Source organism: Streptomyces sp. NPDC104367 (genome assembly GCF_055583825.1).
Genome location: NZ_JBVJND010000010.1, coordinates 76833 through 100441 on the forward strand (window position 1 = coordinate 76833; position 23609 = coordinate 100441).

At 72.5% G+C, this 23609-nt stretch carries 23 protein-coding genes and 2 tRNA genes; 15 read left to right on the forward strand and 10 right to left on the reverse strand.

Annotated features, from left to right (window positions below):
• Window positions 1–14: 14 nt before the first annotated feature.
• From ACZ619_RS17055 to ACZ619_RS17065, 3 genes are all read left to right on the forward strand, one after another.
• A tRNA-Met gene (locus tag ACZ619_RS17055) sits at window positions 15–88 on the forward strand.
• Window positions 89–327: 239 nt separating this feature from the next.
• Window positions 328–2205, forward strand: coding sequence for a tetratricopeptide repeat protein (locus ACZ619_RS17060; protein WP_469599352.1), 1878 nt, complete (start codon window positions 328–330; stop codon window positions 2203–2205).
• Window positions 2206–2313: 108 nt separating this feature from the next.
• Window positions 2314–2387: transfer RNA gene (locus tag ACZ619_RS17065), tRNA-Met, on the forward strand.
• Between the two features lie 50 nt (window positions 2388–2437).
• On the opposite strand, the gene ACZ619_RS17070 is transcribed toward ACZ619_RS17065, so the two are convergent.
• The 4 genes from ACZ619_RS17070 to ACZ619_RS17085 all read right to left on the reverse strand — a co-directional run bounded on the left by ACZ619_RS17070 (window position 2438) and on the right by ACZ619_RS17085 (window position 5934).
• On the reverse strand, window positions 2438–3538 hold the full coding sequence (locus ACZ619_RS17070) for an ABC transporter substrate-binding protein (RefSeq protein ID WP_469599684.1): 1101 nt from the start codon (window positions 3536–3538) through the stop codon (window positions 2438–2440).
• A gap of 152 nt (window positions 3539–3690) precedes the next feature.
• Window positions 3691–4554, reverse strand: coding sequence for an ABC transporter permease (locus ACZ619_RS17075; RefSeq protein ID WP_469599354.1), 864 nt, complete (start codon window positions 4552–4554; stop codon window positions 3691–3693).
• Window positions 4551–5282, reverse strand: a complete 732-nt coding sequence (locus ACZ619_RS17080) for an ABC transporter ATP-binding protein (RefSeq protein WP_469599686.1) — start codon at window positions 5280–5282, stop codon at window positions 4551–4553. Before ACZ619_RS17080 ends, ACZ619_RS17075 begins: the two co-directional genes overlap by 4 nt.
• 232 nt (window positions 5283–5514) lie before the next feature.
• Complete coding sequence (locus tag ACZ619_RS17085; RefSeq protein ID WP_469599356.1) at window positions 5515–5934, reverse strand: Fur family transcriptional regulator; 420 nt, start codon at window positions 5932–5934, stop codon at window positions 5515–5517.
• Window positions 5935–6059: 125 nt separating this feature from the next.
• On the opposite strand from ACZ619_RS17085, the gene ACZ619_RS17090 reads away from it, so the two are divergent.
• On the forward strand, window positions 6060–7532 hold the full coding sequence (locus tag ACZ619_RS17090) for a catalase (protein ID WP_469599358.1): 1473 nt from the start codon (window positions 6060–6062) through the stop codon (window positions 7530–7532).
• 32 nt (window positions 7533–7564) lie between these two features.
• On the opposite strand, the gene ACZ619_RS17095 is transcribed toward ACZ619_RS17090, so the two are convergent.
• Both ACZ619_RS17095 and hisN read right to left on the reverse strand, forming a co-directional pair.
• The gene (locus ACZ619_RS17095) at window positions 7565–7957 is read right to left on the reverse strand and encodes a CBS domain-containing protein (RefSeq protein ID WP_469599360.1); all 393 of its coding nucleotides are present in this window, start codon (window positions 7955–7957) and stop codon (window positions 7565–7567) included.
• 183 nt (window positions 7958–8140) lie between these two features.
• A complete protein-coding gene (hisN, locus tag ACZ619_RS17100) occupies window positions 8141–8941 on the reverse strand; it encodes a histidinol-phosphatase (protein WP_469599362.1) in 801 nt (266 codons plus the stop codon).
• A gap of 219 nt (window positions 8942–9160) precedes the next feature.
• On the opposite strand from hisN, the gene ACZ619_RS17105 reads away from it, so the two are divergent.
• Window positions 9161–9814 carry a TetR/AcrR family transcriptional regulator gene (locus ACZ619_RS17105; protein WP_469599364.1) on the forward strand — a complete coding sequence of 218 codons (654 nt, stop codon included), beginning with the start codon at window positions 9161–9163 and terminating at the stop codon, window positions 9812–9814.
• A gap of 87 nt (window positions 9815–9901) precedes the next feature.
• Here the strand turns inward: ACZ619_RS17105 and ACZ619_RS17110 are convergent, their stop codons facing one another.
• From ACZ619_RS17110 to ACZ619_RS17125, 4 genes are all read right to left on the reverse strand, one after another.
• Window positions 9902–10225 (reverse strand): DMT family transporter, encoded by a 324-nt coding sequence (locus ACZ619_RS17110; RefSeq protein ID WP_469599366.1) that lies wholly within the window; start codon window positions 10223–10225, stop codon window positions 9902–9904.
• Between the two features lie 76 nt (window positions 10226–10301).
• Window positions 10302–11312 carry a ribosome small subunit-dependent GTPase A gene (gene rsgA, locus ACZ619_RS17115; RefSeq protein WP_469599368.1) on the reverse strand — a complete coding sequence of 337 codons (1011 nt, stop codon included), beginning with the start codon at window positions 11310–11312 and terminating at the stop codon, window positions 10302–10304.
• Between the two features lie 12 nt (window positions 11313–11324).
• The gene (aroA, locus tag ACZ619_RS17120; RefSeq protein ID WP_469599370.1) at window positions 11325–12677 is read right to left on the reverse strand and encodes a 3-phosphoshikimate 1-carboxyvinyltransferase; all 1353 of its coding nucleotides are present in this window, start codon (window positions 12675–12677) and stop codon (window positions 11325–11327) included.
• A gap of 111 nt (window positions 12678–12788) precedes the next feature.
• Entirely contained in the window at window positions 12789–13511 is a 723-nt protein-coding gene (locus tag ACZ619_RS17125) for a M50 family metallopeptidase (protein WP_469599372.1), read from the reverse strand.
• Window positions 13512–13561: 50 nt separating this feature from the next.
• On the opposite strand from ACZ619_RS17125, the gene ACZ619_RS17130 reads away from it, so the two are divergent.
• The 10 genes from ACZ619_RS17130 to ACZ619_RS17175 all read left to right on the forward strand — a co-directional run bounded on the left by ACZ619_RS17130 (window position 13562) and on the right by ACZ619_RS17175 (window position 23601).
• Window positions 13562–14377, forward strand: coding sequence for an SOS response-associated peptidase (locus ACZ619_RS17130; RefSeq protein WP_469599374.1), 816 nt, complete (start codon window positions 13562–13564; stop codon window positions 14375–14377).
• A gap of 9 nt (window positions 14378–14386) precedes the next feature.
• Complete coding sequence (locus tag ACZ619_RS17135) at window positions 14387–15019, forward strand: alpha/beta hydrolase family protein (RefSeq protein WP_469599376.1); 633 nt, start codon at window positions 14387–14389, stop codon at window positions 15017–15019.
• Window positions 15020–15275: 256 nt separating this feature from the next.
• Complete coding sequence (gene sigR, locus ACZ619_RS17140) at window positions 15276–15959, forward strand: RNA polymerase sigma factor SigR (RefSeq protein ID WP_469599378.1); 684 nt, start codon at window positions 15276–15278, stop codon at window positions 15957–15959.
• Entirely contained in the window at window positions 15956–16267 is a 312-nt protein-coding gene (gene rsrA / locus ACZ619_RS17145; protein ID WP_469599380.1) for a mycothiol system anti-sigma-R factor, read from the forward strand. The genes sigR and rsrA overlap by 4 nt, the downstream gene beginning before the upstream one ends.
• A gap of 122 nt (window positions 16268–16389) precedes the next feature.
• Window positions 16390–17706 (forward strand): HD-GYP domain-containing protein, encoded by a 1317-nt coding sequence (locus ACZ619_RS17150; protein WP_469599382.1) that lies wholly within the window; start codon window positions 16390–16392, stop codon window positions 17704–17706.
• Between the two features lie 110 nt (window positions 17707–17816).
• Window positions 17817–19034 carry an HD-GYP domain-containing protein gene (locus tag ACZ619_RS17155; RefSeq protein WP_469599688.1) on the forward strand — a complete coding sequence of 406 codons (1218 nt, stop codon included), beginning with the start codon at window positions 17817–17819 and terminating at the stop codon, window positions 19032–19034.
• Between the two features lie 114 nt (window positions 19035–19148).
• On the forward strand, window positions 19149–20129 hold the full coding sequence (locus ACZ619_RS17160; protein WP_469599690.1) for a hypothetical protein: 981 nt from the start codon (window positions 19149–19151) through the stop codon (window positions 20127–20129).
• 73 nt (window positions 20130–20202) lie between these two features.
• A complete protein-coding gene (gene def, locus ACZ619_RS17165; protein ID WP_469599383.1) occupies window positions 20203–20853 on the forward strand; it encodes a peptide deformylase in 651 nt (216 codons plus the stop codon).
• Between the two features lie 292 nt (window positions 20854–21145).
• Complete coding sequence (gene cyc1 / locus ACZ619_RS17170) at window positions 21146–22231, forward strand: epi-isozizaene synthase (protein ID WP_469599692.1); 1086 nt, start codon at window positions 21146–21148, stop codon at window positions 22229–22231.
• Window positions 22228–23601, forward strand: a complete 1374-nt coding sequence (locus tag ACZ619_RS17175; RefSeq protein WP_469599385.1) for a bifunctional albaflavenone monooxygenase/terpene synthase — start codon at window positions 22228–22230, stop codon at window positions 23599–23601. The genes cyc1 and ACZ619_RS17175 overlap by 4 nt, the downstream gene beginning before the upstream one ends.
• Window positions 23602–23609 lie beyond the last annotated feature (8 nt).

Sequence of the window (23609 nt, forward strand, 5' to 3'; positions counted from 1 at the left end):
CGTTGCAACAACGGCGCGGGGTGGAGCAGCTCGGTAGCTCGCTGGGCTCATAACCCAGAGGTCGCAGGTTCAAATCCTGTCCCCGCTACTGAAGTCGAAGGCCCGGATCCTCATTGGGATCCGGGCCTTCGTGGTGTGCGCCGCCGCCCGTTCGTGATGTACGGACGAGCGGCGAACGCATGTACCGGTGCGCGGAGTGCCGCGCCGGTGTGGGGAGTTGAGGGAGATGTGTTTGACTTGTCGTTCTGTGGGCATGTCGACAAAACGCTGAAGTGACCTCTCGGGTTGCGGTATACCGGGTGTATCCAGGTTGCAGGTGGTGCGACGATGAACGTTATGGGGGACAAGGCAACTCTGTTCGAGACAGGGCGTTTTGTGCAGCCTTCGGGCGAGGAGCCGACCCGCGACGAGGCCGCCGAGGCCGCCGACGAGGCGCGCTGTCGGCTCCAGGCCGCTGCCGGTGAGGTCGAGGCGATGAGCGTCCTCGGCGCCATGCTGCTGCGCCGTGGCGACCTCGACGGAGCCGAACCCCAGCTGCGTGCCGCCACCGCGGCCGGTGACCGTGCCGCCGCCAACAACCTGGGCGTCCTGCTGCATCAGCGCGGCTACCCCGAGGAGGCCGCCGGATGGTGGCGGATCGCCGCCGTCGCCGGCTCCGCGGCCGCCGCCCACGCGCTCGGCCGCTACCACCGGGAGCGCGGGGACGAGCCCGCCGCCGAGTACTGGCTGCGCCAGTCCGCCGAACAGGGCCACGCGCTCGGCGCCTACGCCCTGGCCGACCTGCTGGAACACCGGGGCGACGCGAAGGCCGGCCACTGGATGCGGGCCGCCGCCGAACGCGGGCACCGCGAGGCCGCCTACCGGCTGGCGCGCGCCATCGACCGCCGGATCACCGGCACCGAGGACGAGGACGACACCGCCGGCCCCGACGGCGGTCCCGGCGCCCGGGCGGACGTGCTCGTGGCGGCCGACCCGACCGGCCGGACCGCCGCCGCTCTGGAGGAGGCCGAGCAGTGGTACCGGCAGGCCGCCGCCCGCGGCCACCGGCGGGCCGCGCTGCACCTCGGCGCCATCCTGGAGAAGCGCGGCGCGCTCAAGGAGGCCGGCCGCTGGTACCTGACCTCCGCCAAGGACGGCGAGGCCCGGGCCGCCTGCGCGCTCGGCTTCCTGCTGCGCGACGCCGGCGACACCGAGAACGCCGCCATCTGGTGGCTGCGGGCCGCCCAGGACGGCGACGGCAACGCGGCGAACGCGCTCGGCGCGCTGCACGCCGAGCGCGGCGAGACGCAGACCGCCGAGCGCTGGTACCGGGCGGCGATGACCGCGGGCGACGACAACGGGGCGTACAACCTCGGGCTGCTCTGCGCCGAGCAGGGCCGCACCGCGCAGGCCGAGCAGTGGTACCGGCGCGCGGCCTACGCCGGGCACCGCGAGGCCGCGAACGCGCTGGCCATCCTGCTGCTCCAGGTCGGCGACACCAGCGGCGCCGAGCCCTGGTTCTCCAAGGCCGCCGAGGCCGGCAGCGTGGACGCCGCGTTCAACCTCGGGATCCTGTACGCGGGCCGGGGCGACGACGCGCTCGCGCTGCGCTGCTACGAGCGGGCGGCCGCGGCCGGGCACACCGAGGCCGCGCTCCAGGTCGGCATGGCCCGGCTGCGGGAGGGCGACGAGGCCGCCGCCGAGCGGCATCTGCGGTGCGCGGCGGGCGGGGGCAGCGCGGAGGCCGCGTACCGGCTCGCCGCCGTCCTCGACGCGCGCCGGCCGACCGTCTCCGAGCACGAACTGGGGGAGTCCTCGCTGCACGCCAAGACCGAGTGCGAGGAGTGGTACGAGCGGGCCGCCTCGCAGGGCCACCGGCGCGCCCAGGTGCGGGTCGGGATGCTGGCCGCGGCACGCGGGGACGTCGTCGAGGCGGCGCAATGGTACCGGGCCGCGGCCGAGGCGGGATCGCGCAACGGGGCGTTCAACCTGGGGCTGCTGCTGGCCCGCGAGGGCAGCGAGCCGGAGGCCGCCGTGTGGTGGGAACGGGCCGCCGACGCGGGGCACGGACGGGCGGCGTTGCGGCTCGCCCTGGTCTACGCGCGTCGGGGTGAGCTGGCGGTGGGGCAGCAGTGGGCCGACCGGGCGGTGGTGCTCGGACCGGCGGAGGTGTCCGAGCGCGCGGGCCGCCTGCGGGACGCGCTGCGCGAGGAGCTGTCGGCGTGAGCCGTCCGCCCGAGCTGTCCGCCCGAGTGGAATTTCCGCAGGTCAGGAGCTGTGGACGGAATGGATTTGCTTCTGCTCGCGTCCCTCGCGTAATGTTCAGTTCAACGACGCGGGGTGGAGCAGCTCGGTAGCTCGCTGGGCTCATAACCCAGAGGTCGCAGGTTCAAATCCTGTCCCCGCTACTGAAGGCCGAGGGCCGGAATCCGGAAACGGATTCCGGCCCTCGGTGTTTCTACGGCGTGTGGCCCACCGCTTCCTCGTACAGGGCGCGGTCCACCGTCCGGGACTCCGGCAGGGCCTTGCCCGTCTCAACGCCCTGGGCCCGGTACGCGGCCTGGAGGCGGTTCGTCGTGCCGGCGCGGATCTCCCAGTCCATGCGCAGGGCCGGGGTCGAGCGCAGGATCGAGGCGTCGGTCTTCAGGAGCTTCGCGAGGTACGTGACGAAGCTCGCGTCGGACTTGTAGTCGGCGGTGAAGTACGTGTCGACCGTGCGGATGTACGCCCTGAGCAGCGCCACCCCCGCGTCCACGTCGTCGTCCAGCAGAGCGGGACCGTAGAGCATGCCGCCCAGCGGCTCGCCCTGCGGCTGGCCGCCGAGGAAGGCGTAGCCCCGCTCGCCCGCGACCTGCCGCCACACCGGGTCGAGCAGCCAGGCCGAGTCGACCCCGCCGTTGCGCAGTGCCGTGAGCACGTCGGCCGAGCCCAGCTGCTGGTAGCGGATCCGGTCCAGGCCGCCGCCGTGGCTCGCCAGCGCCTTCTGCATGGGGTACGCGATCACCGACCCCTTGCCGATCATCGTGCCCAGCGTCCGCCCCGCCATCCGCACCCCGGACGCGCTCTCGCCGTTCTTCAGCCGCACCCACAGGCCGCTCTGCGACCCGGGGCCGGGCGAGAAGTTGCCCGCGACCCACTTGATGTCGAAGCCGCCGCGGACGCCGTTCATCACGGCCGCCTCGGGAGCCGCCCACATCGCGTCGATGTCCCCCTTGGCGAGCAGCGGCAGCGCGTCCGGGGTGGGCAGCACCTTGAGTGTGACGTCCAGGCCCTCCGCCGCGAACTCGCCCTTTTCGAGGGCGACTTCCAGCGGGGCCACGTACTCCGCGCTCAGCGTGCCGGTCGCGATGGTGATCTTGCGGTGCGCGGCGAGCGGAACGGCCGCCGGACTCCCCGGTGAGCAGCGGGCGGGCGAGCGGGCCGCGGAGAGGTCCGCGGGATCGGTCCAGGACGCCTTGCCGCAGCCCGCCACCGGGCGGACCGTGCGCGGTGCCGTGGCCGTTCCCCCGTCCCCGTCCCCGGGGTGCCGCGCCGAGCAGGCCGTCGCCAGCAGGGCCATCGAGGCCAGCCCGGCCAGCGCGACGGCGAACCGCCCGCCCGGCGGTTTCCCGCGCCGGGCCTTCCCGTAAGGGGCCGTCCCGCGCCGGGACGTGCCGCGCAACGACGTGCCGCGCAACGACGTGCCGCGCAACGACTTGCCGTGCAAGGACCTCATGACCGCCCCCGTCCCCGGTCGCGCGGTGCCCACGGGGTGAGCAGGCGGCCGGCGAGCCGTATCAACTCGGAGAACACCACGCCCAGTACGGCGACGCAGACGATCCCCACGAACATCACGTCGTTCTGGAACAGCGCGCGCGAGTCGAAGATCAGGTGGCCGAGGCCGTCCGTGGCCGCGATCTGCTCCGAGGCGACGATCACGAGGACGGCCACTCCCGCGGCTATCCGCGCCCCGACCAGGACCGACGGCAGCGAGGCCGGGAGCAGGACATGGCGGAACATCTGCCACGGCGAGGCGCCGAAGACCCGGCCCGCGTCGCGGTGGCCGGACGGGACCGCGATCACCGCCGACATCGTGGAGATCCAGACGAAGAAGAAGACGGTCACCGCCACCAGGGCCACCTGGGGCCCCTCGCCCAGCCCGAACATGTTCAGGAAGACGGGGAGCAGGGCCAGCTTCGGCACGACGTACAGGGCGTCCAGCAGGGGTTCCAGGGCCGCCCTGACCAGCGGGAGCGACCCCATCAGCAACCCCAGCGCGTACCCGGCCGCCGTCCCGACCGCGTAGCCCGCGAGCACCCGCCGGGTCGTCGCCCGGACGTCGGGCCACAGGGCGCCGGCCGTCGCCCGGTGCCAGCCGTCGGAGAGGATCGTGGACGGGGCCGGGTAGACGCGGTCGTCGATCCAGGCCCGGTCGGCGGCCAGCTGCCACAGCAGGACCAGGAGGACGGGGACCGCCGTCGCCAGGGCCACCTCCAGGGCACGGCGGCGCCGGTGGGTGCGGGCCGGGTGGAGTTCGGCGGGGCCCGGGGCGCGGACCAGGACGTCGGGCCGGTGGCCGGGGGTGAGGGTCGTCATGCCGGTGCGGCCTCCTTGCGCAGCAGCTCCCACAGTTCGCTCTTGAGCGCCGTGAACTCGGGGGTGTCACGGATGCCGCCGGTGCGCGGGCGCGGGAACGGCGGACGGTGCTCGGCGATGATCCGGCCCGGCCGGGCGGACATCACCAGTACGCGGTCGCCGAGGACCAGCGCCTCCTCCAGGCTGTGCGTGATGAAGAGGGTGGTGGTGCGCAGCGCCTGGGTCAGCTCCAGCAGCTCGTCCTGGAGGATCACCCGCAGCTGTGCGTCCAGGGCGGCGAACGGTTCGTCCATGAGGAGGAGTTCGGGCTCCACGGCGAGGGCGCGGGCGATGGCGACGCGCTGCCGCATGCCCCCGGACAGGGTCGCCGGGTAGGCGTCGGCGAACTCCGCGAGGCCCAGCCGGGCCAGCCAGTCGGCGGCCCGGGCGTTCGCCCGGCGGCGCGGGACACGCTGGACGTCGAGGCCGAAGCGGACGTTGGCGAGGACCGTCTTCCAGTCGTAGATGCCGTAGTCCTGGAAGATCATCGCGGCCGGGCGGGGGCTGTCGGTGCGGATCTCCAGGCGGCCGGCGCTGGGGCGCAGCAGGCCCGCCGCGATGCGCAGCAGGGTGGACTTGCCGCAGCCCGAGGGGCCGACGAGGCAGACGAACTCGCCCGGCGCGACGGCGAGGTCGAGCGGGCCGAGGGCGTCGACCGTGTGCGGGCCCCGGCCGAAGACGCGGGTCAGGGCACGGGCGCGGAGCTTGGGGAACGGCGGCTGGGGCGAAGACGGCGGTGAAGGCGGCGGTGAGGACGAGGGTGAAGGCGGCGGCGGATACGGCTCTCCCACGGGGGCTCCTCGCAAGAGTGCGGACCCGACGACGATATGACGGACCGTCAGATTCGGGAACCCCGTGTGCGGCCACGACGCGAAGGCCCCCGGCGCCACAGGGGCGCCGGGGGCCTTCCGGGAGCGTCCGTCAGACGGCCGCCGCGCAGTTCGGGCACAGGCCGCGGTACGTCACCTCGACGTCGGAGACCGTGAAGCCGTACCGCTCCGAGGAGGGGAGGTCGGCCAGCGGGTTGCCGGTCGGGTGTACGTCGCGGATCGCGCCGCAGTGGGCGCAGACCAGGTGGTGGTGCGGGCGGTGCGCGTTCGGGTCGTAGCGCTTGGCGCGCTTGTCCGTCGCGACCTCCAGGACCTCGCCGAGCGAGACCAGCTCGCCCAGCGTGTTGTAGACGGTCGCGCGGGAGATCTCGGGCAGCCTGACGACGGCCCTGGCGTGCACCTCGTCGGCCGTCAGGTGGACGTGTTCGCCGTCGAGGACCTCGGCCACGACGCGTCGCTGCGCGGTCATCCGCCATCCGCGTCCACGCAGCCGTTCCAGAAGGTCACTCATGGCATCCAGCCTAACAGCACTCGGACCACTTTCCGAATAGGTGTGACTTTGGAGCCAAGCTTGACTTGGACTAAGTCCAATATAGGATCGAATTCGGTTCAACAAAGTAACAGGAATGGTGTGAAATGACACAGAAGGCGGGTGCGGCGCAGGGTCCGCTGACCACCGAGGCCGGTGCGCCGGTGGCCGACAACCAGAACAGCGAGACCGCGGGCGTCGGCGGCCCGGTCCTGCTCCAGGACCAGCTCCTGCTGGAGAAGCTCGCCCACTTCAACCGCGAGCGCATCCCGGAGCGCGTGGTGCACGCGCGCGGTGCGGGCGCCTACGGCTCCTTCACGGTGACCGCGGACGTCACGCCGTACACGCGTGCCGCCTTCCTCTCCGGGGTGGGCAAGCGGACCGAGACCTTCCTGCGCTTCTCGACCGTGGCCGGCAGCCTGGGTGCCGCCGACGCCGTGCGCGACCCGCGCGGCTGGGCGCTGAAGTTCTACACCGAGGAGGGCAACTACGACCTCGTCGGCAACAACACCCCGGTGTTCTTCGTCAGGGACGCCATCAAGTTCCCCGACTTCATCCACACCCAGAAGCGCGACCCGTACACCGGCAGCCAGGAGGCGGACAACGTCTGGGACTTCTGGGGGCTCAGCCCCGAGTCCACCCACCAGGTGACCTGGCTGTTCGGCGACCGGGGCATCCCGGCGTCGTACCGCCACATGAACGGCTACGGCTCGCACACCTACCAGTGGAACAACGAGGCCGGCGAGGTCTTCTGGGTCAAGTACCACTTCAAGACCGACCAGGGGATCAGGAACCTCACCCAGGCGGAGGCCGACCGGCTCGCCGGTCGGGACCCGGACTCGCACCAGCGCGACCTGCGCGAGTCCATCGAGCGCGGGGACTTCCCGACCTGGACCGTCCAGGTGCAGATCATGCCGGCGGCGGACGCGGCGACCTACCGCTTCAACCCGTTCGACCTCACCAAGGTGTGGCCGCACGCGGACTACCCGCCGATCGAGATCGGCAGGCTGGAGCTGAACCGCAACCCGCGCAACGTCTTCGCCGAGGTCGAGCAGTCGATCTTCAGTCCCGCGCACTTCGTGCCGGGCATCGGCCCCTCGCCGGACAAGATGCTCCAGGGCCGCCTGTTCGCCTACGGCGACGCGCACCGCTACCGCGTCGGCGTCAACGCCGACCACCTGCCGGTCAACCGCCCGCACGCCACCGAGGCACGCACCAACTCCCGTGACGGCCTCCTGTACGACGGCCGGCACGGCGGCGCCCGCAACTACGAGCCGAACAGCTTCGGCGGCCCGGCCGGGACCGGCCGCCCGCTGTGGCAGCCGTACGACGTCCCGGCCGGCGGCACGGGCAACCATCCCGCGCCCGTGCACGCCGAGGACGACGACTTCGTGCAGGCGGGCGACCTCTACCGGCTGATGTCCGAGGACGAGCGGGAACGCCTCGTCGGGAACCTGGCCGGCTTCATCGCCAAGGTCTCGCGCGACGACATCGCCGAACGGGCGATCGGCAACTTCCGCCGCGCGGACGAGGAGTTCGGCAAGCGGCTGGAGGCCGCGGTGGCGGCCCTGCGCGGCTGACCCTTCGGTGCCGGATGCGGCCCCGCGCGGCTCTACACGGGTTCCGGCGCACGGGCCGGGACCCAGCAGCGGATGACGTCGCGGACCGAGACGATCCCGGCCGGCTCGCCGCCGTCGAGGACGATCAGATGGCGGAAGCCGCCGTGGGCCATCGCGCGGGCCGCCTCCTCCAGGGTCCAGGTCGGGGTGGCGAACACGACGTCGTTGGTGGTGTGGGCGTGGATGGGCTCCGTGTCCGGGTTCTGGCCCAGGCCGACGGAGACGAGGATGTCGCGCTCGGTCAGAATGCCTATGCCGTCGGCGTCCGGGTCGTGGACGATCGCCGCGCCCACGCGACGCGCGGACATCAGGGCGGCGGCCTGGCGGAGGGTGTGGGTGGGGCCGACGGTGAGAACCACCGTGCTCATGGCGTCACGGACGAGCATGAAAGGTGCCACCTCCTGGGGAATCGCGGAGTTGTGCGGCGATTCACAAACGCACAAAGTGGGGGTTCTCACAGAGTGGCAGGTAAAGCACGGGTCAACAAGGGGGTGTGCGCATCCAACTGAGGGCGCACGCGCTCATATGTGCCCGACGGAATCGCCCGGGTGCGCCCCGGGGAGGCCGTCTCAGTAACGCTTGCCCAGGTACGACAGCAGCTCGTCGTGGAGCAGGCCGTTGGACGCGGCCGCGTTGCCGCTGTGCGGGCCCGGGCGCCCGTCCAGGCCGGTGAAGGTGCCGCCGGCCTCCGTCACCACGATCGCGTTGGCCGCCATGTCCCACAGGGACAGCTCCGGCTCGGCGCAGATGTCCAGGGAGCCCTCGGCGACCATCATGTACGGCCAGAAGTCGCCGTACGCGCGCGTGCGCCACACGTCGCGGGTCAGGTCCAGGAAGCCGTTCAGCTGCCCCCGCTCCTCCCAGCCGCCCAGCGAGGAGTACGCGAAGGAGGCGTCGGCCAGCTTCGAGACCTTCGAGACGTGCAGGCGGGAGGCCGAGGACAGGCTGCGGCCGGTGAAGGCGCCGTGGCCCTTCGCGGCCCACCAGCGGCGGCCCAGCGCGGGCGCGGAGACCAGGCCGACGACCGGCTGGTAGCCGCCTTCGGCCGCCTCCGTCAGGGAGATCAGCGTCGCCCAGACCGGGACGCCGCGGACGTAGTTCTTGGTGCCGTCGATCGGGTCGATCACCCAGCGGCGCGGACCGGTGCCCTCGATGCCGTACTCCTCGCCGAGGACCGCGTCCCGCGGCCGGGCCCGCTGCAACTGCCCGCGGATCAGTTCCTCGGCGGCCTTGTCCGCCTCGCTCACCGGGGTCATGTCCGGCTTGGTCTCGACCTTGAGGTCGAGGGCCTTGAAGCGGTCCATGGTCGCGGCGTCGGCCGCGTCCGCGAGCACATGGGCGAGGCGCAGGTCATCGAGGTAGTCCGGCATGTGACGAACCGTATCCGCCGGGGCGGGGGCGGGGCTACACGGGAACGCGGGGGGATGCCGTGCGGGTACCGGGGAGTGACCGGCCGGTGACCGTCCGGTGGTGCCGGTGCGTCCGCGCGTGTTGGCCGAAGGGCGCCCCCCGATGCCTTCGCGAACCCTTGACAGTGGATCCGTGCCCGTCAAACCTGGGCGCAGAGTCGCTCGCCCCAGGAGGCGATGATGCCTGCAGCCCGGGAATCCCTGCTGGACGCCGCGTACGCGGCGCTCGCGCGCCGGCCGTGGGCCGCCGTGCGGATGGTCGACGTGGCCGCCGCGGCCGGAGTGTCCCGGCAGACGCTTTACAACGAGTTCGGCAGCAAGGAGGGCCTGGCGAGGGCGCTGGTGCGCAGAGAGGCCGACGGGTACCTCGCAGGTGTGGAACGGGCGCTGGGCAGCCATGCCGGGACACGGGAGCGGCTCACCGCGACGGCCGAGTGGACGGCCGCGGCGGCCCGGGACAACGTGCTGGTGCGGGCGATGCTCACCGGGTGCTGGAGCGAACGGCTGCCCGTGCCGACGGCGGCGGTGCCGTCCTCCTCGGCGGTCCCGGCGCAGCGGCGGGCGGACGGCCCGTTGCCCTCGCCCGGGGACTTCGTGCGGATCGTCAGGGACCGGGCGGTGGCGGTCCTCTCCGGGCCGGGGGCCGGGATCGGGGCCGCGAACGGGATCGGGGCCGCGAACGGGATCGGGAGCGTGCTCGGGAGCGGGAACGGCGAGCTGGCCCGGTCGTGCGAGCTGGTCGTGCGGCTGGCGCTGTCCTGCGTCGCGGCGCCGCCGGGGGAGGGCGGGGTGGCGGAGCTGGTGCGCGGGGCGCTCCACCGGCAGCCGGTGTGAGGAAGACGCGGCGCGGGCCCTGGCGCCGGTCGCTCAGGCGCGGTCCCTGATGTCGGCCGCTCAGATGCGGGCCCTGGAGCCGGCCGCTCAGTGGCCGGAGCCGGAGAGCTGGAGGCCGATCACTCCCGCGATCACCAGGCTGATCGAGACGATCTTCAGGGTGGAGACCAGGTCGCCGAGGAAGACCATGCCGTAGATCGCCGTGCCGGCCGCGCCGATGCCCGTCCAGACCGCGTAGGCCGGGCCCACGTCCAGCTTCTTCAGGGAGAGGGTGAGCAGGCCGAAGCTGCCCAGGGCGAAGGACGCGAAGGCGATCGTCGGCCACAGCCGGGTGAAGCCGTGGGAGAGCTTGAGGCAGACGGCGAAGCCCGTTTCCAGGATCCCGGCGACGATCACCAGCAGCCACGCCATGTGCTGTCCTCCCGTATGTCCAGCTCGGTGCGATTATGCACTTACCGAACTTCGGTCAGGACAAACAACGCGGTGGTCAGTCGCCTTCCGTGCGCTCGCGCGTCGACAGCAGCCGGCGCAGCGAGTAGAGCCGGGCCGGGTCCGCGTGGCCCTCGGCGACCCACGCGTCCAGCGCGCAGTCCGGCTCGTCGTGGCTGCACGCGCGCGGGCAGTCCACGGTGCCGGACTCCAGGTCGGGGAAGGCGTGGATCACCCGGGACGGGTCGATGTGCGCCAGGCCGAACGAGCGGACGCCCGGGGTGTCGATGACCCAGCCCCCGTCGTCGGAGAGCGGAAGGGCCAGCGCGGAGGTGGTGGTGTGCCGGCCCCGGCCGGTGACCGCGTTCACACGACCCGTCGTACGCCGCCGGTCCTCCGGGACCAGCGCGTTCACCAGGGTCGTCTTGCCCACGCCGGAGTGGCCGACGAACGCCGTGATCCGGCCGTCGAGATGCTCCCTGACCCGCTGGGCCGCGTCCCCCGTCTCCAGCTCCCCGCGGCTCGTCACCACGTAGGGGATCTCCAGGTCGCCGTACAGCTCCAGGAGCTTGTCCGGCGGGGCCAGGTCCGACTTGGTCAGGACGAGGAGGGGGGTGAGACCGCCGTCGTAGGCCGCGACCAGGCAGCGGTCGATCAGCCGGGGCCGGGGCTCGGGGTCGGCCAGGGCGGTGACGATCGCCAGCTGGTCGGCGTTGGCGACGACCACCCGCTCGAAGGGGTCGTCGTCATCGGCGGTGCGGCGGAGCAGCGAGCTGCGGTCCTCGATGCGGACGATGCGGGCGAGGGTGTCCTTCGTGCCGGACAGGTCACCGACCAGGGCGACCCGGTCGCCGACCACCGCCGCCTTGCGGCCCAGCTCGCGGGCCTTCATCGCGAGGACCGTCCGGTCCTCGACCAGGATGGTCAGCCGGCCCCGGTCGACGGTGAGGACCATGCCCTCGGCCGCGTCCTCGTGCTTCGGGCGGATGTTCGTCCGCGGCCGGTTGCCCTTGCGGTTGGGACGGGTGCGGATGTCGTCCTCGTCGGTGTGCTTGCCGTAGCGGCGCATGGTCGTACGCCCCTACGCCCCGCCGCTCCCGAGCATCCCGGTCCACAGGTCGGGGAAGTCCGGCAGGGTCTTCGCGGTCGTCGCCACGTTCTCGATCCGCACGCCGTCCACGGCCAGGCCGATGATCGCGCCGGCAGTGGCCATGCGGTGGTCCTCGTAGGTGTGGAAGACACCGCCGTGCAGCGCGCGCGGGCGGATGTGCAGGCCGTCGGCGGTCTCGGTGACGTCGCCGCCCAGCTCGTTGATCTCCTTGGTGAGCGCGGCCAGCCGGTCCGTCTCGTGCAGCCGCAGGTGGGCGACGCCCCGCAGGGTGGAGGGGGAGTCGGCGAGGGCGGCGACCGCGGCGATGCCGGGGGTCAGCTCGCCCACGTCGCCGAGGTCGACGTCGATGCCGTGGATGCGGCCGGAGCCGGCGAACTCCAGGCCGTACTCGGTGAGTTCGCAGGAACCACCCATCTCGGTGAAGATCTCGCGCAGCCGGTCACCCGGCTGGGTCGTCCGGGACGGCCAGTCCGGGATCAGCACCCTGCCGCCCGTCACCAGGGCCGCGGCCAGGAACGGCTGGGCGTTGGAGAGGTCCGGCTCGACGGTCAGGTCGCGGCCGAGCAGCGCGCCCGGGGTGACCCGCCAGACGTTCGGCTCGCCGCCCGACTCCGGGGTGTCCACCTGGGCGCCGACCGCGCGCAGCATGTCGACGGTCATCCGGATGTGGGGGAGCGAGGGCAGGCTCGTGCCGGTGTGGCGGACCTCCACGCCCTGGTTGAAGCGCGGGCCGGAGAGCAGCAGCGCCGACACGAACTGGGAGGACGAGGAGGCGTCGACCGACACCGGGCCGCCGTCCAGCGCGCCGCCGCCGTGCACGGTCAGCGGGAGCGCGCCCCGGCCGTCGTCGTCGATGCGGGCGCCGAGCGCGCGCAGGGCGTCGATCACCCCGTGCAGGGGGCGCTCGTAGGAACGGGGGTCGCCGTCGAAGCGGATGTCGCCGGCGGCGAGGGTGGCGACGGGCGGCAGGAAGCGCATCACCGTGCCGGCGTTGCCGACGTCGACGGTGACGGGGCCGCGGAGCCCCGCGGGGATCACACGCCAGGCCTCGCCGGTGCCGTCGGGGCCGCCCGCGACGGAGGAGCTGGAGGACACCGTCTCCTCGATGCCGACGCCCATCGCGCGCAGGGCGCCCGCCATCAGCAGGGTGTCGCGGGAGCGCAGCGGGCGGCGTAGCCAGCCCGGTTCGGAGGCGAGGGCGGCCAGCACGAGGGCGCGGTTGGTGACCGACTTGGACCCCGGCACGTGGACCGTCGCGTCGACGGCTCCGCGCGCGTGGGGGGCGGGCCAGAGGGCGGTTGGTGCGGTGGGGTTTGCGGCCATGGGGTCACTTTAGTGGCAAGGGGAGGTATCGGCCGGTGGGCGGGTGCGGCGCCGTCGGGGCTGGTGGCGCGGTTCCCCGCGCCCCTGTGACGCCGCCCTGCGCGGCGGGCGTCACAGACCGAGCAGCCAGCGGCCCCCGCCGATCAGCGAGCACAGGGACACGGTGTGGAAGAGGAACAGCCATACGGCCGCCGGGAGATGGGTGAGCCGGGCCAGCTGGTCCGCGTCGGAGTCCCCGGCCCCGCCCCGGGACCGCTTCGCCTGGAGCTCGAAGGCCGGGCGCACGCCGCCCAGCAGCAGGAACCACACCACCGCGTACGCGAACGCGGCCTGCACCTGGGGGCCGGCCAGCCAGGACACCAGCAGGAACGCGCCGCCCGTCAGGAACACGGTGAGGACGCCGTAGGCGTTGCGGATCATCACCAGCATCACGAGGAGGAGGGCGGTGGCCGCCCACAGCAGCAGGGTGATGCGGCCGGCGCCCAGGAGGGACGCGCCGCCCAGGCCCAGCAGCGGGGGCGCGGTGTAACCGGCCGCCGCCGTGAGGATCATGCCGATGCCGTGTGGCTTGCCCCGGCTGACGGTGAGGCCGCTGGTGTCGGAGTGCAGCCGGATACCGGTCAGCTGCCGGCCCGTGACCAGCGCGATCAGGCCGTGGCCGCCCTCGTGGGCGATCGTGATGGCGTTGCGGGATATCCGCCACAGGTTGTGCGGGACGACCACCGCGGCGGCGGCGCCCAGTGTGGCCAGCACCACCCACAGGTCGGGGTCGGGCTGGCTGCCCGTCAGCCGGTCCCAGAGGTCGGGCAGCGCGACGGCGGCGATGCTCTCCATGTGCGGCGGTTGCTCCCTCTGGTCGTATGCGGTCTGGCAGTGTTGCACGTATGTGCGGACGGTATGCAGCCAGTCGTGGGCCCGAGGATCTCGCAGGAGTCTTTGAGATCGAGAAGTGGGAGCCCGAGGAGACCCTGGAGCCCGACTACAACGTGGCGCCGACCAAGGAGGTCTACGCCGTCCTCGACCGTCCGTTGAAAGACGCCGACGACCGCCGTCCGGTTCGGCAGCTGCGCAGGCTGAAGTGGGGGCTCGTGCCGTCCTGGGCCAAGACGCCCGAGGGCGCCGCCCGGATGATCAACGCGCGGGCCGAGACGGTGCACGAGAAGCCGTCGTACCGCCGCGCCTTCGCCACCCGCCGCTGCATCCTGCCCGCCGACGGGTACTACGAGTGGGTCACCGCCCGGGAGGAGCGGGAGCTGGAGGTCGAGGGCCGGAAGAAGCGGCCGCGCAAGCAGCCGTACTTCGTGCTCCCCGCCGACGGGTCGGTGTTCGCCATGGCCGGGCTCTACGAGTTCTGGCGGGACCGCACGCTGCCCGACGAGCACCCGCTGGCCTGGTGGGCGACGTGCTCGGTGATCACCACGGAGGCGGAGACCGCCCCGCTGGCGGTGGCGCCCGCCGAGGGGCCGCGCACGCTCGCCGACATCCACCCCCGGATGCCGCTGATGCTGACCCCCGACCGCTGGGACGCCTGGCTCGACCCGGCCCGGACGGACGTCGAGGAGCTGCGCCCGCTGCTCGCCCCGCCGCCGGAGGGCCTGATGCGCGCCTACCCGGTCTCCGTGGCCGTCAGCAACGTCCGCAACAACGCCCCGGAGCTGCTGAAGGAGCTGGAGGGGCCGGAGGAGGGCACGCTCTTCTAGCCTTCTCCCGTGACTACGTCGAAGATCGTCGCTACCGAGGCGGGCAACGCCCGTGTCACCTGGCACGAGGCGCGCGGGGCGCGGCTGGTGCTCGCCCTGGGCCATGGCGCGGGCGGGGGCGTCGAGGCGCGGGACCTGCGGGCGATCGCCGCCGTGCTGCCGGCGCACGGGGTGACGGTCGCCCTGGTGGAGCAGCCCTGGCGGGTCGCCGGGAAGAAGCTCGCGCCCGCTCCCCGGACGCTGGACACCGGCTGGCGGGGCGTGTGGCCCGAGCTCGCCGCGCCCGGCCTGCCGGTGGTGTCCGGCGGGCGCAGCGCGGGAGCCAGGGTCGCCTGCCGCACCGCCGCCGAGCTGGGCGCCGCCGCCGTCCTCGCCCTCGGCTTCCCGCTGCACCCGCCCGGCAGGCCGGAGCGGTCGCGGGCCGGCGAACTGCTGGCGGCCGGGGTGCCCACGCTCGTCGTACAGGGCGGCAACGACCCGTTCGGGAAGCCGGCCGAGTTCCCCGAGGGCGCCTACGCACTCGTCGAGGTGCCGTACGCCGATCACGGCTTCGCGGTACCCAAACGGGCGGAGATCGGCCAGGAGCGGGCAGTGGCGATCATCACGGACGCGGTCGTGGAGTGGGCCACGTCACTCGTGTAACGGCTGGGAATGCCGAACGGCGGACCGCTGTTGAGCCGGACAGAAGTGCTGGTGCACCGGCATCGACGTCGTAGGAGAGGAAGTCCGCCGCATGGGTTCGACCATCTGCCCGAGCCGCAGCAGCAGCTCTGACCTGGACTGGACGGTGCTGCACGCGGCCAAGACCGCTCCTATTCGAGCGGCGGCAGGCACGGGTCGTGTTCTATCCTCCGAGTCGAGTGGGATCGGTTTCGGTCCTGCCCGGGATCTTGAGGAGGTGGGTCCGGTCACCGGTACCGACGCAGGGACCGACAACGGCCAGGCGGAGCTGCCCGAGGGCCAGGGCGCGAGCGCGGAGTCGACCTCGGAGCGCAGCGCGCGCTTCGAGCGGGACGCGCTGGAATTCCTCGACCAGATGTACTCGGCCGCGCTGCGCATGACGCGCAACCCGGCCGACGCCGAGGACCTGGTGCAGGAGACCTACGCCAAGGCGTACGCGTCCTTCCACCAGTTCCGTGAGGGGACCAACCTCAAGGCGTGGCTCTACCGCATTCTCACGAACACCTTCATCAACTCGTACCGCAAGAAGCAGCGCGAACCCCAGCGCTCCGCGGCCGAGGAGATCGAGGACTGGCAGCTCGCCCGCGCCGAGTCGCACATGTCGACGGGTCTGCGCTCCGCGGAGTCGCAGGCGCTCGACCACCTGCCCGACTCGGACGTCAAGGAAGCGCTGCAGGCGATCCCCGAGGAGTTCCGCATCGCCGTCTACCTCGCCGACGTAGAGGGCTTTGCGTACAAGGAGATCGCCGACATCATGGGGACACCCATCGGTACGGTCATGTCCCGGCTGCACCGGGGCCGCCGTCAACTGCGCGGCATGCTGGAGGACTACGCGCGTGAGCGCGGGCTCGTCCCGGCCGGCGCCGGAGAGTCGAACGAAGCGAAAGGCTCGGGCTCATGAGCTGCGGAGAGCCGCACGAGACGGACTGCAGTGAGGTACTCGATCATCTCTACGAGTTCCTCGACAGTGAGATGCCGGACGTCGATCGCGTCAAGTTCAAGGAGCACTTCGACGAGTGCTCCCCCTGCCTGGAGAAGTACGGGCTGGAGCAGGCCGTGAAGAAGCTGGTCAAGCGATGCTGCGGCCATGACGACGTACCGAGCGACCTGCGGTCCAAGGTGCTCGGGCGGCTCGACCTGATCCGCTCGGGGCAGGCCGTGCCCGAGCACGACGTGACCGCCACTCCGGTCACCTCGCAGGAGAGCTGAACGCCTCCGTTCCGTTCCGCCTTCACCCGAATGTGCTAATCCTCCGGTCATAAGCCCCCGGACCCTCCGGCTCCCGCCCTAGGCTCCGGAGCCAAGACAGGCACGGTCGGGGGAGGGGCGTGATGGAGGCGGTTCCGGCGCGGCTGCGGGTGTACGTGGCCTGTGCCGCCCTGGGCGCCCTGCTCTGCCTCCCGCACCCGCCCGGCACCGACACCCCGTGGTGGGCGGTGGCACTCCTCGCCACGCTGTACGCGGCCTGCGAGCGTGTCGTCCGCAGACGCCTCGGCGGCACCTCCCACCCCGTCCTGCTCGCCGCCGCCTTCCTGCTGTCGCCCCCCGCCGCCGCGCTGGTACCGGTGCCGGGCGCGCTGCTCTCGCCGGTCGGGCAGCGCCCGCGGGCGCTGCGCCGGATCTGGCGGGCCGCCGAGGCGTCGCTCGCCGTCGCGGGCGCCGGTTCCGTGCACCGGGCGCTGGGCGGCCGGGACGCGGTGGCGGCCTGCGACTTCCCGTACGCGCTGGTGCCGTGCGCCGCGGCCGTCCTCGCGTTCTGCCTCGTCCTCGCCGTCCTCGACGGCGGCATCCTGGCGGTGGGCGAGTACGTTCCGGTACGGCGGGCCTGGCACGGCTCGCTGTCGCGCTCGCTCGCCCCGGTCGGGGTGCACGGGCTCGCCGGGCTGATGATGGCGGTGCTCTGGCGCAGCCCCTACGGCCCGGTCGCGGCCCTCCTCGTGCTGCTCCCGATGTGCGTGTCCTGGTGGGTGTTCGCCCAGTACCACCGGGAACGGGCCGCCCACCAGGCGACCATCCGCGCGCTCGTCCAGGCCGTCGACATCAAGGACGGCTACACCCGGGGACACAGCGAGCGGGTCGGCCGGGCCTCCGTGATGATCGCCCGCGAGCTGGGCATGGACGACGAACGGGTGGAGGTCCTCCGCTTCGCCGGCATCCTGCACGACGTCGGCAAGCTGGGCGTCCCCACCCGTCTGCTCCGCAAGGACGGGCCGCTGACCCCCGAGGAACGCCGGATCATCGAACTGCACCCCGAGTACGGCCACGAGATGGTGCGCGGGATCTCCTTCCTCGGGGAGGCCCGGGCGGCCATCCTCCACCACCACGAACGCATCGACGGCAGCGGCTACCCCTACGGCCTGGCGGGCGGTCAGATCCCGGAGTCCGCGCGGGTGGTGGCCGTCGCCGACGCCTTCGACGCGATGACCTCCACCCGCTCCTACAGCCGGGCCCGCCCGGTGGCCGCGGCACTGGCGGAGCTGCGGCGCTGCGCCGGCCGCCAGTTCGACGAGCGGGCCGTGGAAGCGCTGGTCCGGGCGCTGGCCAGGGAGGGCTGGCACCCGGCGGTCACCGCGGACGGCCCCTCCGGCCCGGCCCTGCCCGGCCGGCCCGGCGGTGACCGCGAGAGCGTCGGCCGGGGTGCCCCGTGAGCGCCGAAGGACCGGCCCTCGTGGACACGGGGCCCGCCCCCGCCGGTTCGCCGTCCGGGCCCGGCGCCGCCGGTCCGGCCCCCGCCCTCCGGTTCCGGCCCGGCGCCGCCCTGCGGCTGGTCCGGGCGGCCGCGTCGCTGCTCGCCCTCGGCTGCCTCGCCGGCACGCTCTGGCAAGGCCTGGACGACCGCCGGATCGCCCTCGCCTTCGGGGCGCTCGTCGCCGTCGGGGAGTGGGCCCGGTGGACCGGGGCCGACGTACGGGAGGCCGCGCCGCTCGGCGCCGCCGGCGGGATGGCGTACGCGCTGCTGGGGGCCGACGCGGGGGTGGCCACCCACGACGGGGCGTGCCAGGTCGTCGCCGTCGTCGGCTCGGCCTCGCTGCTCGGGAACGTCCCGCACATCGCCGGCGGCCGCTCCACCCGCGACCACCTCGCCCGCCGCGTGCTCACCGTCGGCTTCGCCGCCGTCTGCTTCCACCCCCTCTACAGCCGGGGCGTGGCGGAGAGGTGGGGCGGACCCGCGTACGCGCTGCTGCTCGTCGCGCTGCTCGTGCTCACCGCGCTGTGCGACGCCGTGCTGGCCGCCGCGCAGGCCCACTCCCGGACCGGCTGGCCGTTCGGGCCGCTGCTCCGGGAGGAGCTGCGGGGCCTGCTCGGCATCGGGTCCGCCGTGTGCGCCACCGGCGCGGTGATGGCGCTGGCCGTCGCCGTCGCCGGCTTCTGGGCGCTGCCGGTGTTCTGCGTACCCCTGCTGCTCACCCAGCTCTCCCTGCGCCGGTACGCGGCCGTCCGGGCCACCTACCGGCAGACCATCGCCTCCCTGGCCCGCGCCACCGAGATAGCGGGCTGCACCCCGGCCGGGCACGCCCGCCGGGTCGCCACCCTGAGCCAGGCCGTCGGACGGGACCTGGGACTGACCGGAGCGGAGCTCACCGTGCTGGAGTACGCGGCGCTGATGCACGACATCGGCCAGCTCAGCTTCGTCGACCCGGTCCCGGCCGGCGCCACCGCCGGGCTGCCGGCGGACGAGCAGCGGCGGATAGCCCTGCTCGGCGGAGCCGTCGTACGGCAGACCGGCGTGGACTCGGCGGTCGCCGTGGTCGTGGAGCGGCAGGCCGACCCCTACCGGGAGCAGCCGGTGGCCGCGCGGATCGTGCGGGCCGTCAACGCGTACGAGGAGAAGGCCCGGGATTCCGGGCCCGGCGGGCCGCTGACCGCGCTGGAGGAACTGCGCCTGGGGACCGCGGGGGACTACGCTCCCGAGGTCGTGGAGTCCCTGGCCCGCGTGCTCTCCAGAGACTGTCTGACCTTGCGCGCGGCTGGGTAACCCATGGGTAATGAGCGGCCCTCCCGCCGTACGTGGTTGGATGCGAGGGAGAGGGTGATGTCCGGGGGCACAAGCCAGCCCACTGTGCGGAACTGGAACTGGCAGGCGGGAATCGTGAGGATCTTCGGCAAGGGACGGCACCGGCCCTCCGCCTCCTGGCGGCAGGCCACCGACCGCGCGTTCACGCTGATCGGCGACGGCCGGTACGAGGACGCGGGCGAGCTGCTGACGCGCGCCGCCGACCTGGAACCCTGGCTGTCGGAGTCCTGGTTCAACCTCGCCCTGCTGCACAAGTTCCGGCACGACTGGGAGCAGGCGCGGGCGGCCGGACTGCGGGCCGTGGCCCTGCTGGACCGGGAGACCGGGGCGCCGGACTGGTGGAACGTGGGCATCGCGGCCACCGCGCTCCAGGACTGGCCGCTGGCCCGCAGGGCCTGGCAGGCGTACGGGCTGCGGGTCCCCGGCGGGGCGACCGCGTCCGGCGAGCCGACCGGGATGGACCTCGGCAGCGCCGCCGTACGGCTGTCCCCGGAGGGCGAGGCCGAGGTGGTGTGGGGGCGGCGGCTCGACCCCGCGCGCATCGAGGTGCAGTCGATCCCGCTGCCGTCGTCCGGGCGGCGCTGGGGTGAGGTCGTGCTGCACGACGGGGTGCCGCACGGCGAGCGGACCACGGCGACCGGGCACGCGTACCCCGTCTTCGACGAGATCGAGCTGTGGGCGCCGTCGCCGGTGCCGACGTGGGTGGTGCTCCTGGAGGCGGCGACCGAGGCCGACCGGGACGCGCTGGAGCAGCTGGCCGGGGACGCCGGGTTCGCGGCGGAGGACTGGTCGTCCTCCGTGCGGCTGCTGTGCCGGATGTGCTCCGAGTCGCGGATGCCGTCGGACGAGGGGGACGGGGTGCACCTCGATCCCCACGACCACAGCGAGCCGGGGCACCCGGGGCCGCTCGGGCACCGGACGGACGGGCAGCTGTGGGTGCCGGAGCGCGAGTGCGGGGTGGCCGCGCCGGCCTCGCTGGTCAGGGGGCTGCTGGACGGGTGGGTCGCGGACAGCCCCGATTCCCGGGACTGGCGGGATTTGGAAGAGGTTTGCTGAGCAGCCGGTGACCGGCCGCCTTTAGGCTGTACCTCCAGAACGTTCCAGGCTTGTAGGAAGGCTTACGTCGGTCATGGCGCAGCAGGACACCGATCAGCAGCACGTGGGCGTGCTCCCCGTGGACGACGAGGGGTTCGTCGTCGACACCGAGGGGACCGAGGAGCGCGAGAACGCCTGGCGTGAGCGGGGGACCTCGCGGCCCATCACCGTCGTCGGGAACCCGGTGCTGCACAAGGAGTGCAAGGACGTCACCGAGTTCGGGGCGGAGCTGGACCAGCTGGTCGCCGACATGTTCGCGAGCCAGCGGACGGCGGAGGGCGTCGGGCTCGCCGCCAACCAGATCGGTGTCGACCTGAAGGTCTTCGTCTACGACTGCCAGGACGACGAGGGCGCCCGGCACGTGGGCGTGGTGTGCAACCCGAAGCTGGTCGACCTGCCCGCGGAGAAGCGGCGGCTGGACGACAGCAACGAGGGCTGCCTGTCGGTGCCCACCGCGTACGCCCCGCTCGCACGCCCCGACTACGCCGAGGTCACCGGGCAGGACGAGAAGGGCAACCCGGTCAAGGTGCGCGGCACCGGCTACTTCGCTCGGTGTTTGCAGCACGAGACCGACCACCTGTACGGCTACCTGTACATCGACCGGCTCTCCAAGCGCGAGCGCAAGGACGCGCTGCGGCAGATGGCCGAGAACGAGCCACGCTACCCGGTGGTCGCCAACGACTGAGACGGACAAGCGCCGTTGTGACGCCTGGTCGAGAACGCCTCGACCAGGCGTTCGTCGTGTTCGGTCACACTCGATCGCTTGTCTGTCGCACATTCGATCCTTTGTGCGCCCCTAGCGATCCTTAATCAGTCACACAAGGGGAGATTCTCGGCACTGCGGGGTAGTGAGTGAAGCAAATCCGTTCCCAGACCGGTCAGTTGTGGTGCTGAATGGAAGTGCGGGGATACGCAACGGCGCACGCCCGGCACAGCGGGAGGGGCGTGCGCTCCTGGCGGCTGAGAGGGGTTTGTTCGTGCATGCTTTCTCACACAGCACCACATCGGCGCCGACGGCGGTCGCGGTTCCACCACAACTCGCCCTCCCGGTGATCGAGGACGGGTTTCCACGGCAACTGCACCCGTATTGGCCACGACTTCAGGAGAAGACCCGCCTCTGGCTGCTGGAAAAGCGCCTGATGCCGGCCGACAAGGTGCGGGAATATGCCGACGGACTTTGCTACACCGACCTCATGGCGGGGTACTACCTGGGTGCGTCCGAGGACGTCCTCCAGGCCATCTGCGACTACAGCGCGTGGTTCTTCGTCTGGGACGACCGGCACGACCGCGACGTCGTGCACGGCCGGTCCGGGGACTGGCGGCGGCTGCGGTTCCGGCTGCATACGGCCCTCGACGCACCGCTGCACCATCTGCACCACCCCGACACCCTGGTCGCGGGGTTCGCGGACAGCGTGGCGCGGCTCTACGCGTTCCTGCCGCCGACCTGGAACCGGCGGTTCGCCCGCCATTTCCACCAGGTGATCGACGCGTACGACCGGGAGTTCCGCAACCGCACCACGGGATATGTGCCCGAGGTCGAGGAATACCTCGCCCTGCGGCGCCTCACCTTCGCCCACTGGATCTGGACGGACCTGCTGGAGCCGAGTGCCGGGACCGAACTCCCGGACACCGTGCGGAAAAACCCGGCGTACCGGCGTGCGGCCCTGCTCAGTCAGGAATTCGCCGCCTGGTACAACGACCTCTGCTCGCTGCCGAAGGAAATCGCGGGCGCCGAGGTGCACAATCTCGGAATCAGTCTCGTCACCCATGAGGGAATGAGCCTGGAACAGGCGGTCGAGGAAGTCAGGCGACGCGTCGAGGAATGCATCAGTGAATTCCTGGTCGCCGAACGGGACGCGCTGCGGTTCGCCGAACGGATCGACGACGGCACCGTACGCGGAAAGGAAACAGCCGTCGCCGTGCAGGCCTGCGTCGGCAATATGCGCAACTGGTTCAGTTCCGTCTACTGGTTCCACCACGAATCCGGCCGTTACATGGTCGACAGCTGGGAGGACCGGTCCACGCCCCCGTACGTCAACAACGAAGCGGCAGGTGAGAAATGACCGTCGACTCCGCCCGGCCCGCCACCCCCGGGGCCCACGCCGAACTACGGGATCCGCCCCTGGCCGGCGGCGGCCTGCCGCTCCTCGGCCACGGCCTGAAGCTGGTCCGCGACCCGCTGGCCTTCATGTCCGGGCTGCGCGCCCACGGCGACATGGTCCGCCTCCGGCTCGGCCCCAAGGAGGTGTACGCCGTCACCACCCCGGCGCTCACCGGCGCCCTCGCCCTGAACCCCGACTTCCTCATCGCCGGCCCGCTCTGGGAGTCCCTGGAGGGACTGCTCGGCAAGGAGGGCGTGGCCACCGCCAACGGCCCCCGGCACCGGCGCCAGCGGCGCACCGTCCAGCCCGCGTTCAACCTCTCCGCCATCCCCGGCTACGGGCCGGTCATGGAGGAGGAGGCGCACGCGCTGACCGAGCGCTGGCGGCCCGGCGACACCGTCGACTGCACCTCCGAGTCCTTCCGGGTCGCCGTCCGGATCGCCGCCCGCTGCCTGCTGCGCGGCGAGTACATGGACGAGCGCGCCGAGCGGCTCAGCGTCGATCTCGCGAGCGTCTTCCGCGGTATGTACCGCCGGATGGTCGTACCACTCGGTCCGCTGTACCGACTGCCCCTGCCGGCCAACCGCGAATTCAACCGGGCGCTGGCCGATTTGCATCTCCTCGTCGACGAGATCGTCGCCGAGCGGCGGGCATCCGGTCAAAAGCCGGACGATTTGCTGACCGCATTGCTGGCGGCGAGGGACGAGAATGGCGACCCCATCGGGGAACAGGAGATCCACGACCAGGTGGTCGCGATACTCACCCCCGGCAGCGAAACAGTCGCGTCCACGATCATGTGGCTGCTCCAGGTGCTCGCCGGACATCCGGAACACGCCGAGAAGGTACGGGCCGAGGTCGAATCCGTGACGGGCGGTCAACCGGTCGGTTTCGAGCACGTCCGGCGACTTGCGCACACCAACAATGTCGTCGTCGAGGCCCTGCGTTTGCGCCCCGCCGTATGGATATTGACGCGCCGCGCCAAGAACGACACCGAGCTCGGCGGCTATCGCATTCCGGCCGGGGCCGACATCGTCTACAGCCCGTACGCCGTCCAGCGCGACCCGCACTCCTACACCGGGCACCTCGACTTCGACCCGGACCGCTGGCTGCCGGAGCGGGCCGGGGACGTGCCCAAGTACGCCATGAGCCCGTTCAGCGTCGGCAACCGCAAGTGCCCCAGCGACCACTTCTCCATGACCCAGCTGAGCCTGATCACGGCGGCCCTGTGCGCCAGGTACCGCTTCGAGCAGGCCCCGGGGTCGGACGACAGCACCCGGGTGGGCATCACCCTGCGTCCGCAGCGCCTGCTGCTGACGCCCGTGCCCTGGTGAACCGCCGG

Bases quoted from the DNA above. Each gene is read 5' to 3' on its own strand.
- ACZ619_RS17060 (WP_469599352.1), top strand. From the start codon at position 328: ATGAACGTTATGGGGGACAAGGCAACTCTGTTCGAGACAGGGCGTTTT.
- ACZ619_RS17070 (WP_469599684.1), bottom strand. From the start codon at position 3,538: ATGGCCCTGCTGGCGACGGCCTGCTCGGCGCGGCACCCCGGGGACGGG.
- ACZ619_RS17075 (WP_469599354.1), bottom strand. From the start codon at position 4,554: ATGACGACCCTCACCCCCGGCCACCGGCCCGACGTCCTGGTCCGCGCC.
- ACZ619_RS17085 (WP_469599356.1), bottom strand. From the start codon at position 5,934: ATGAGTGACCTTCTGGAACGGCTGCGTGGACGCGGATGGCGGATGACC.
- ACZ619_RS17090 (WP_469599358.1), top strand. From the start codon at position 6,060: ATGACACAGAAGGCGGGTGCGGCGCAGGGTCCGCTGACCACCGAGGCC.
- ACZ619_RS17095 (WP_469599360.1), bottom strand. From the start codon at position 7,957: ATGCTCGTCCGTGACGCCATGAGCACGGTGGTTCTCACCGTCGGCCCC.
- hisN (WP_469599362.1), bottom strand. From the start codon at position 8,941: ATGCCGGACTACCTCGATGACCTGCGCCTCGCCCATGTGCTCGCGGAC.
- ACZ619_RS17105 (WP_469599364.1), top strand. From the start codon at position 9,161: ATGCCTGCAGCCCGGGAATCCCTGCTGGACGCCGCGTACGCGGCGCTC.
- ACZ619_RS17110 (WP_469599366.1), bottom strand. From the start codon at position 10,225: ATGGCGTGGCTGCTGGTGATCGTCGCCGGGATCCTGGAAACGGGCTTC.
- rsgA (WP_469599368.1), bottom strand. From the start codon at position 11,312: ATGCGCCGCTACGGCAAGCACACCGACGAGGACGACATCCGCACCCGT.
- aroA (WP_469599370.1), bottom strand. From the start codon at position 12,677: ATGGCCGCAAACCCCACCGCACCAACCGCCCTCTGGCCCGCCCCCCAC.
- ACZ619_RS17125 (WP_469599372.1), bottom strand. From the start codon at position 13,511: ATGGAGAGCATCGCCGCCGTCGCGCTGCCCGACCTCTGGGACCGGCTG.
- ACZ619_RS17130 (WP_469599374.1), top strand. From the start codon at position 13,562: ATGTGCGGACGGTATGCAGCCAGTCGTGGGCCCGAGGATCTCGCAGGA.
- rsrA (WP_469599380.1), top strand. From the start codon at position 15,956: ATGAGCTGCGGAGAGCCGCACGAGACGGACTGCAGTGAGGTACTCGAT.
- ACZ619_RS17150 (WP_469599382.1), top strand. From the start codon at position 16,390: ATGGAGGCGGTTCCGGCGCGGCTGCGGGTGTACGTGGCCTGTGCCGCC.
- def (WP_469599383.1), top strand. From the start codon at position 20,203: ATGGCGCAGCAGGACACCGATCAGCAGCACGTGGGCGTGCTCCCCGTG.
- ACZ619_RS17175 (WP_469599385.1), top strand. From the start codon at position 22,228: ATGACCGTCGACTCCGCCCGGCCCGCCACCCCCGGGGCCCACGCCGAA.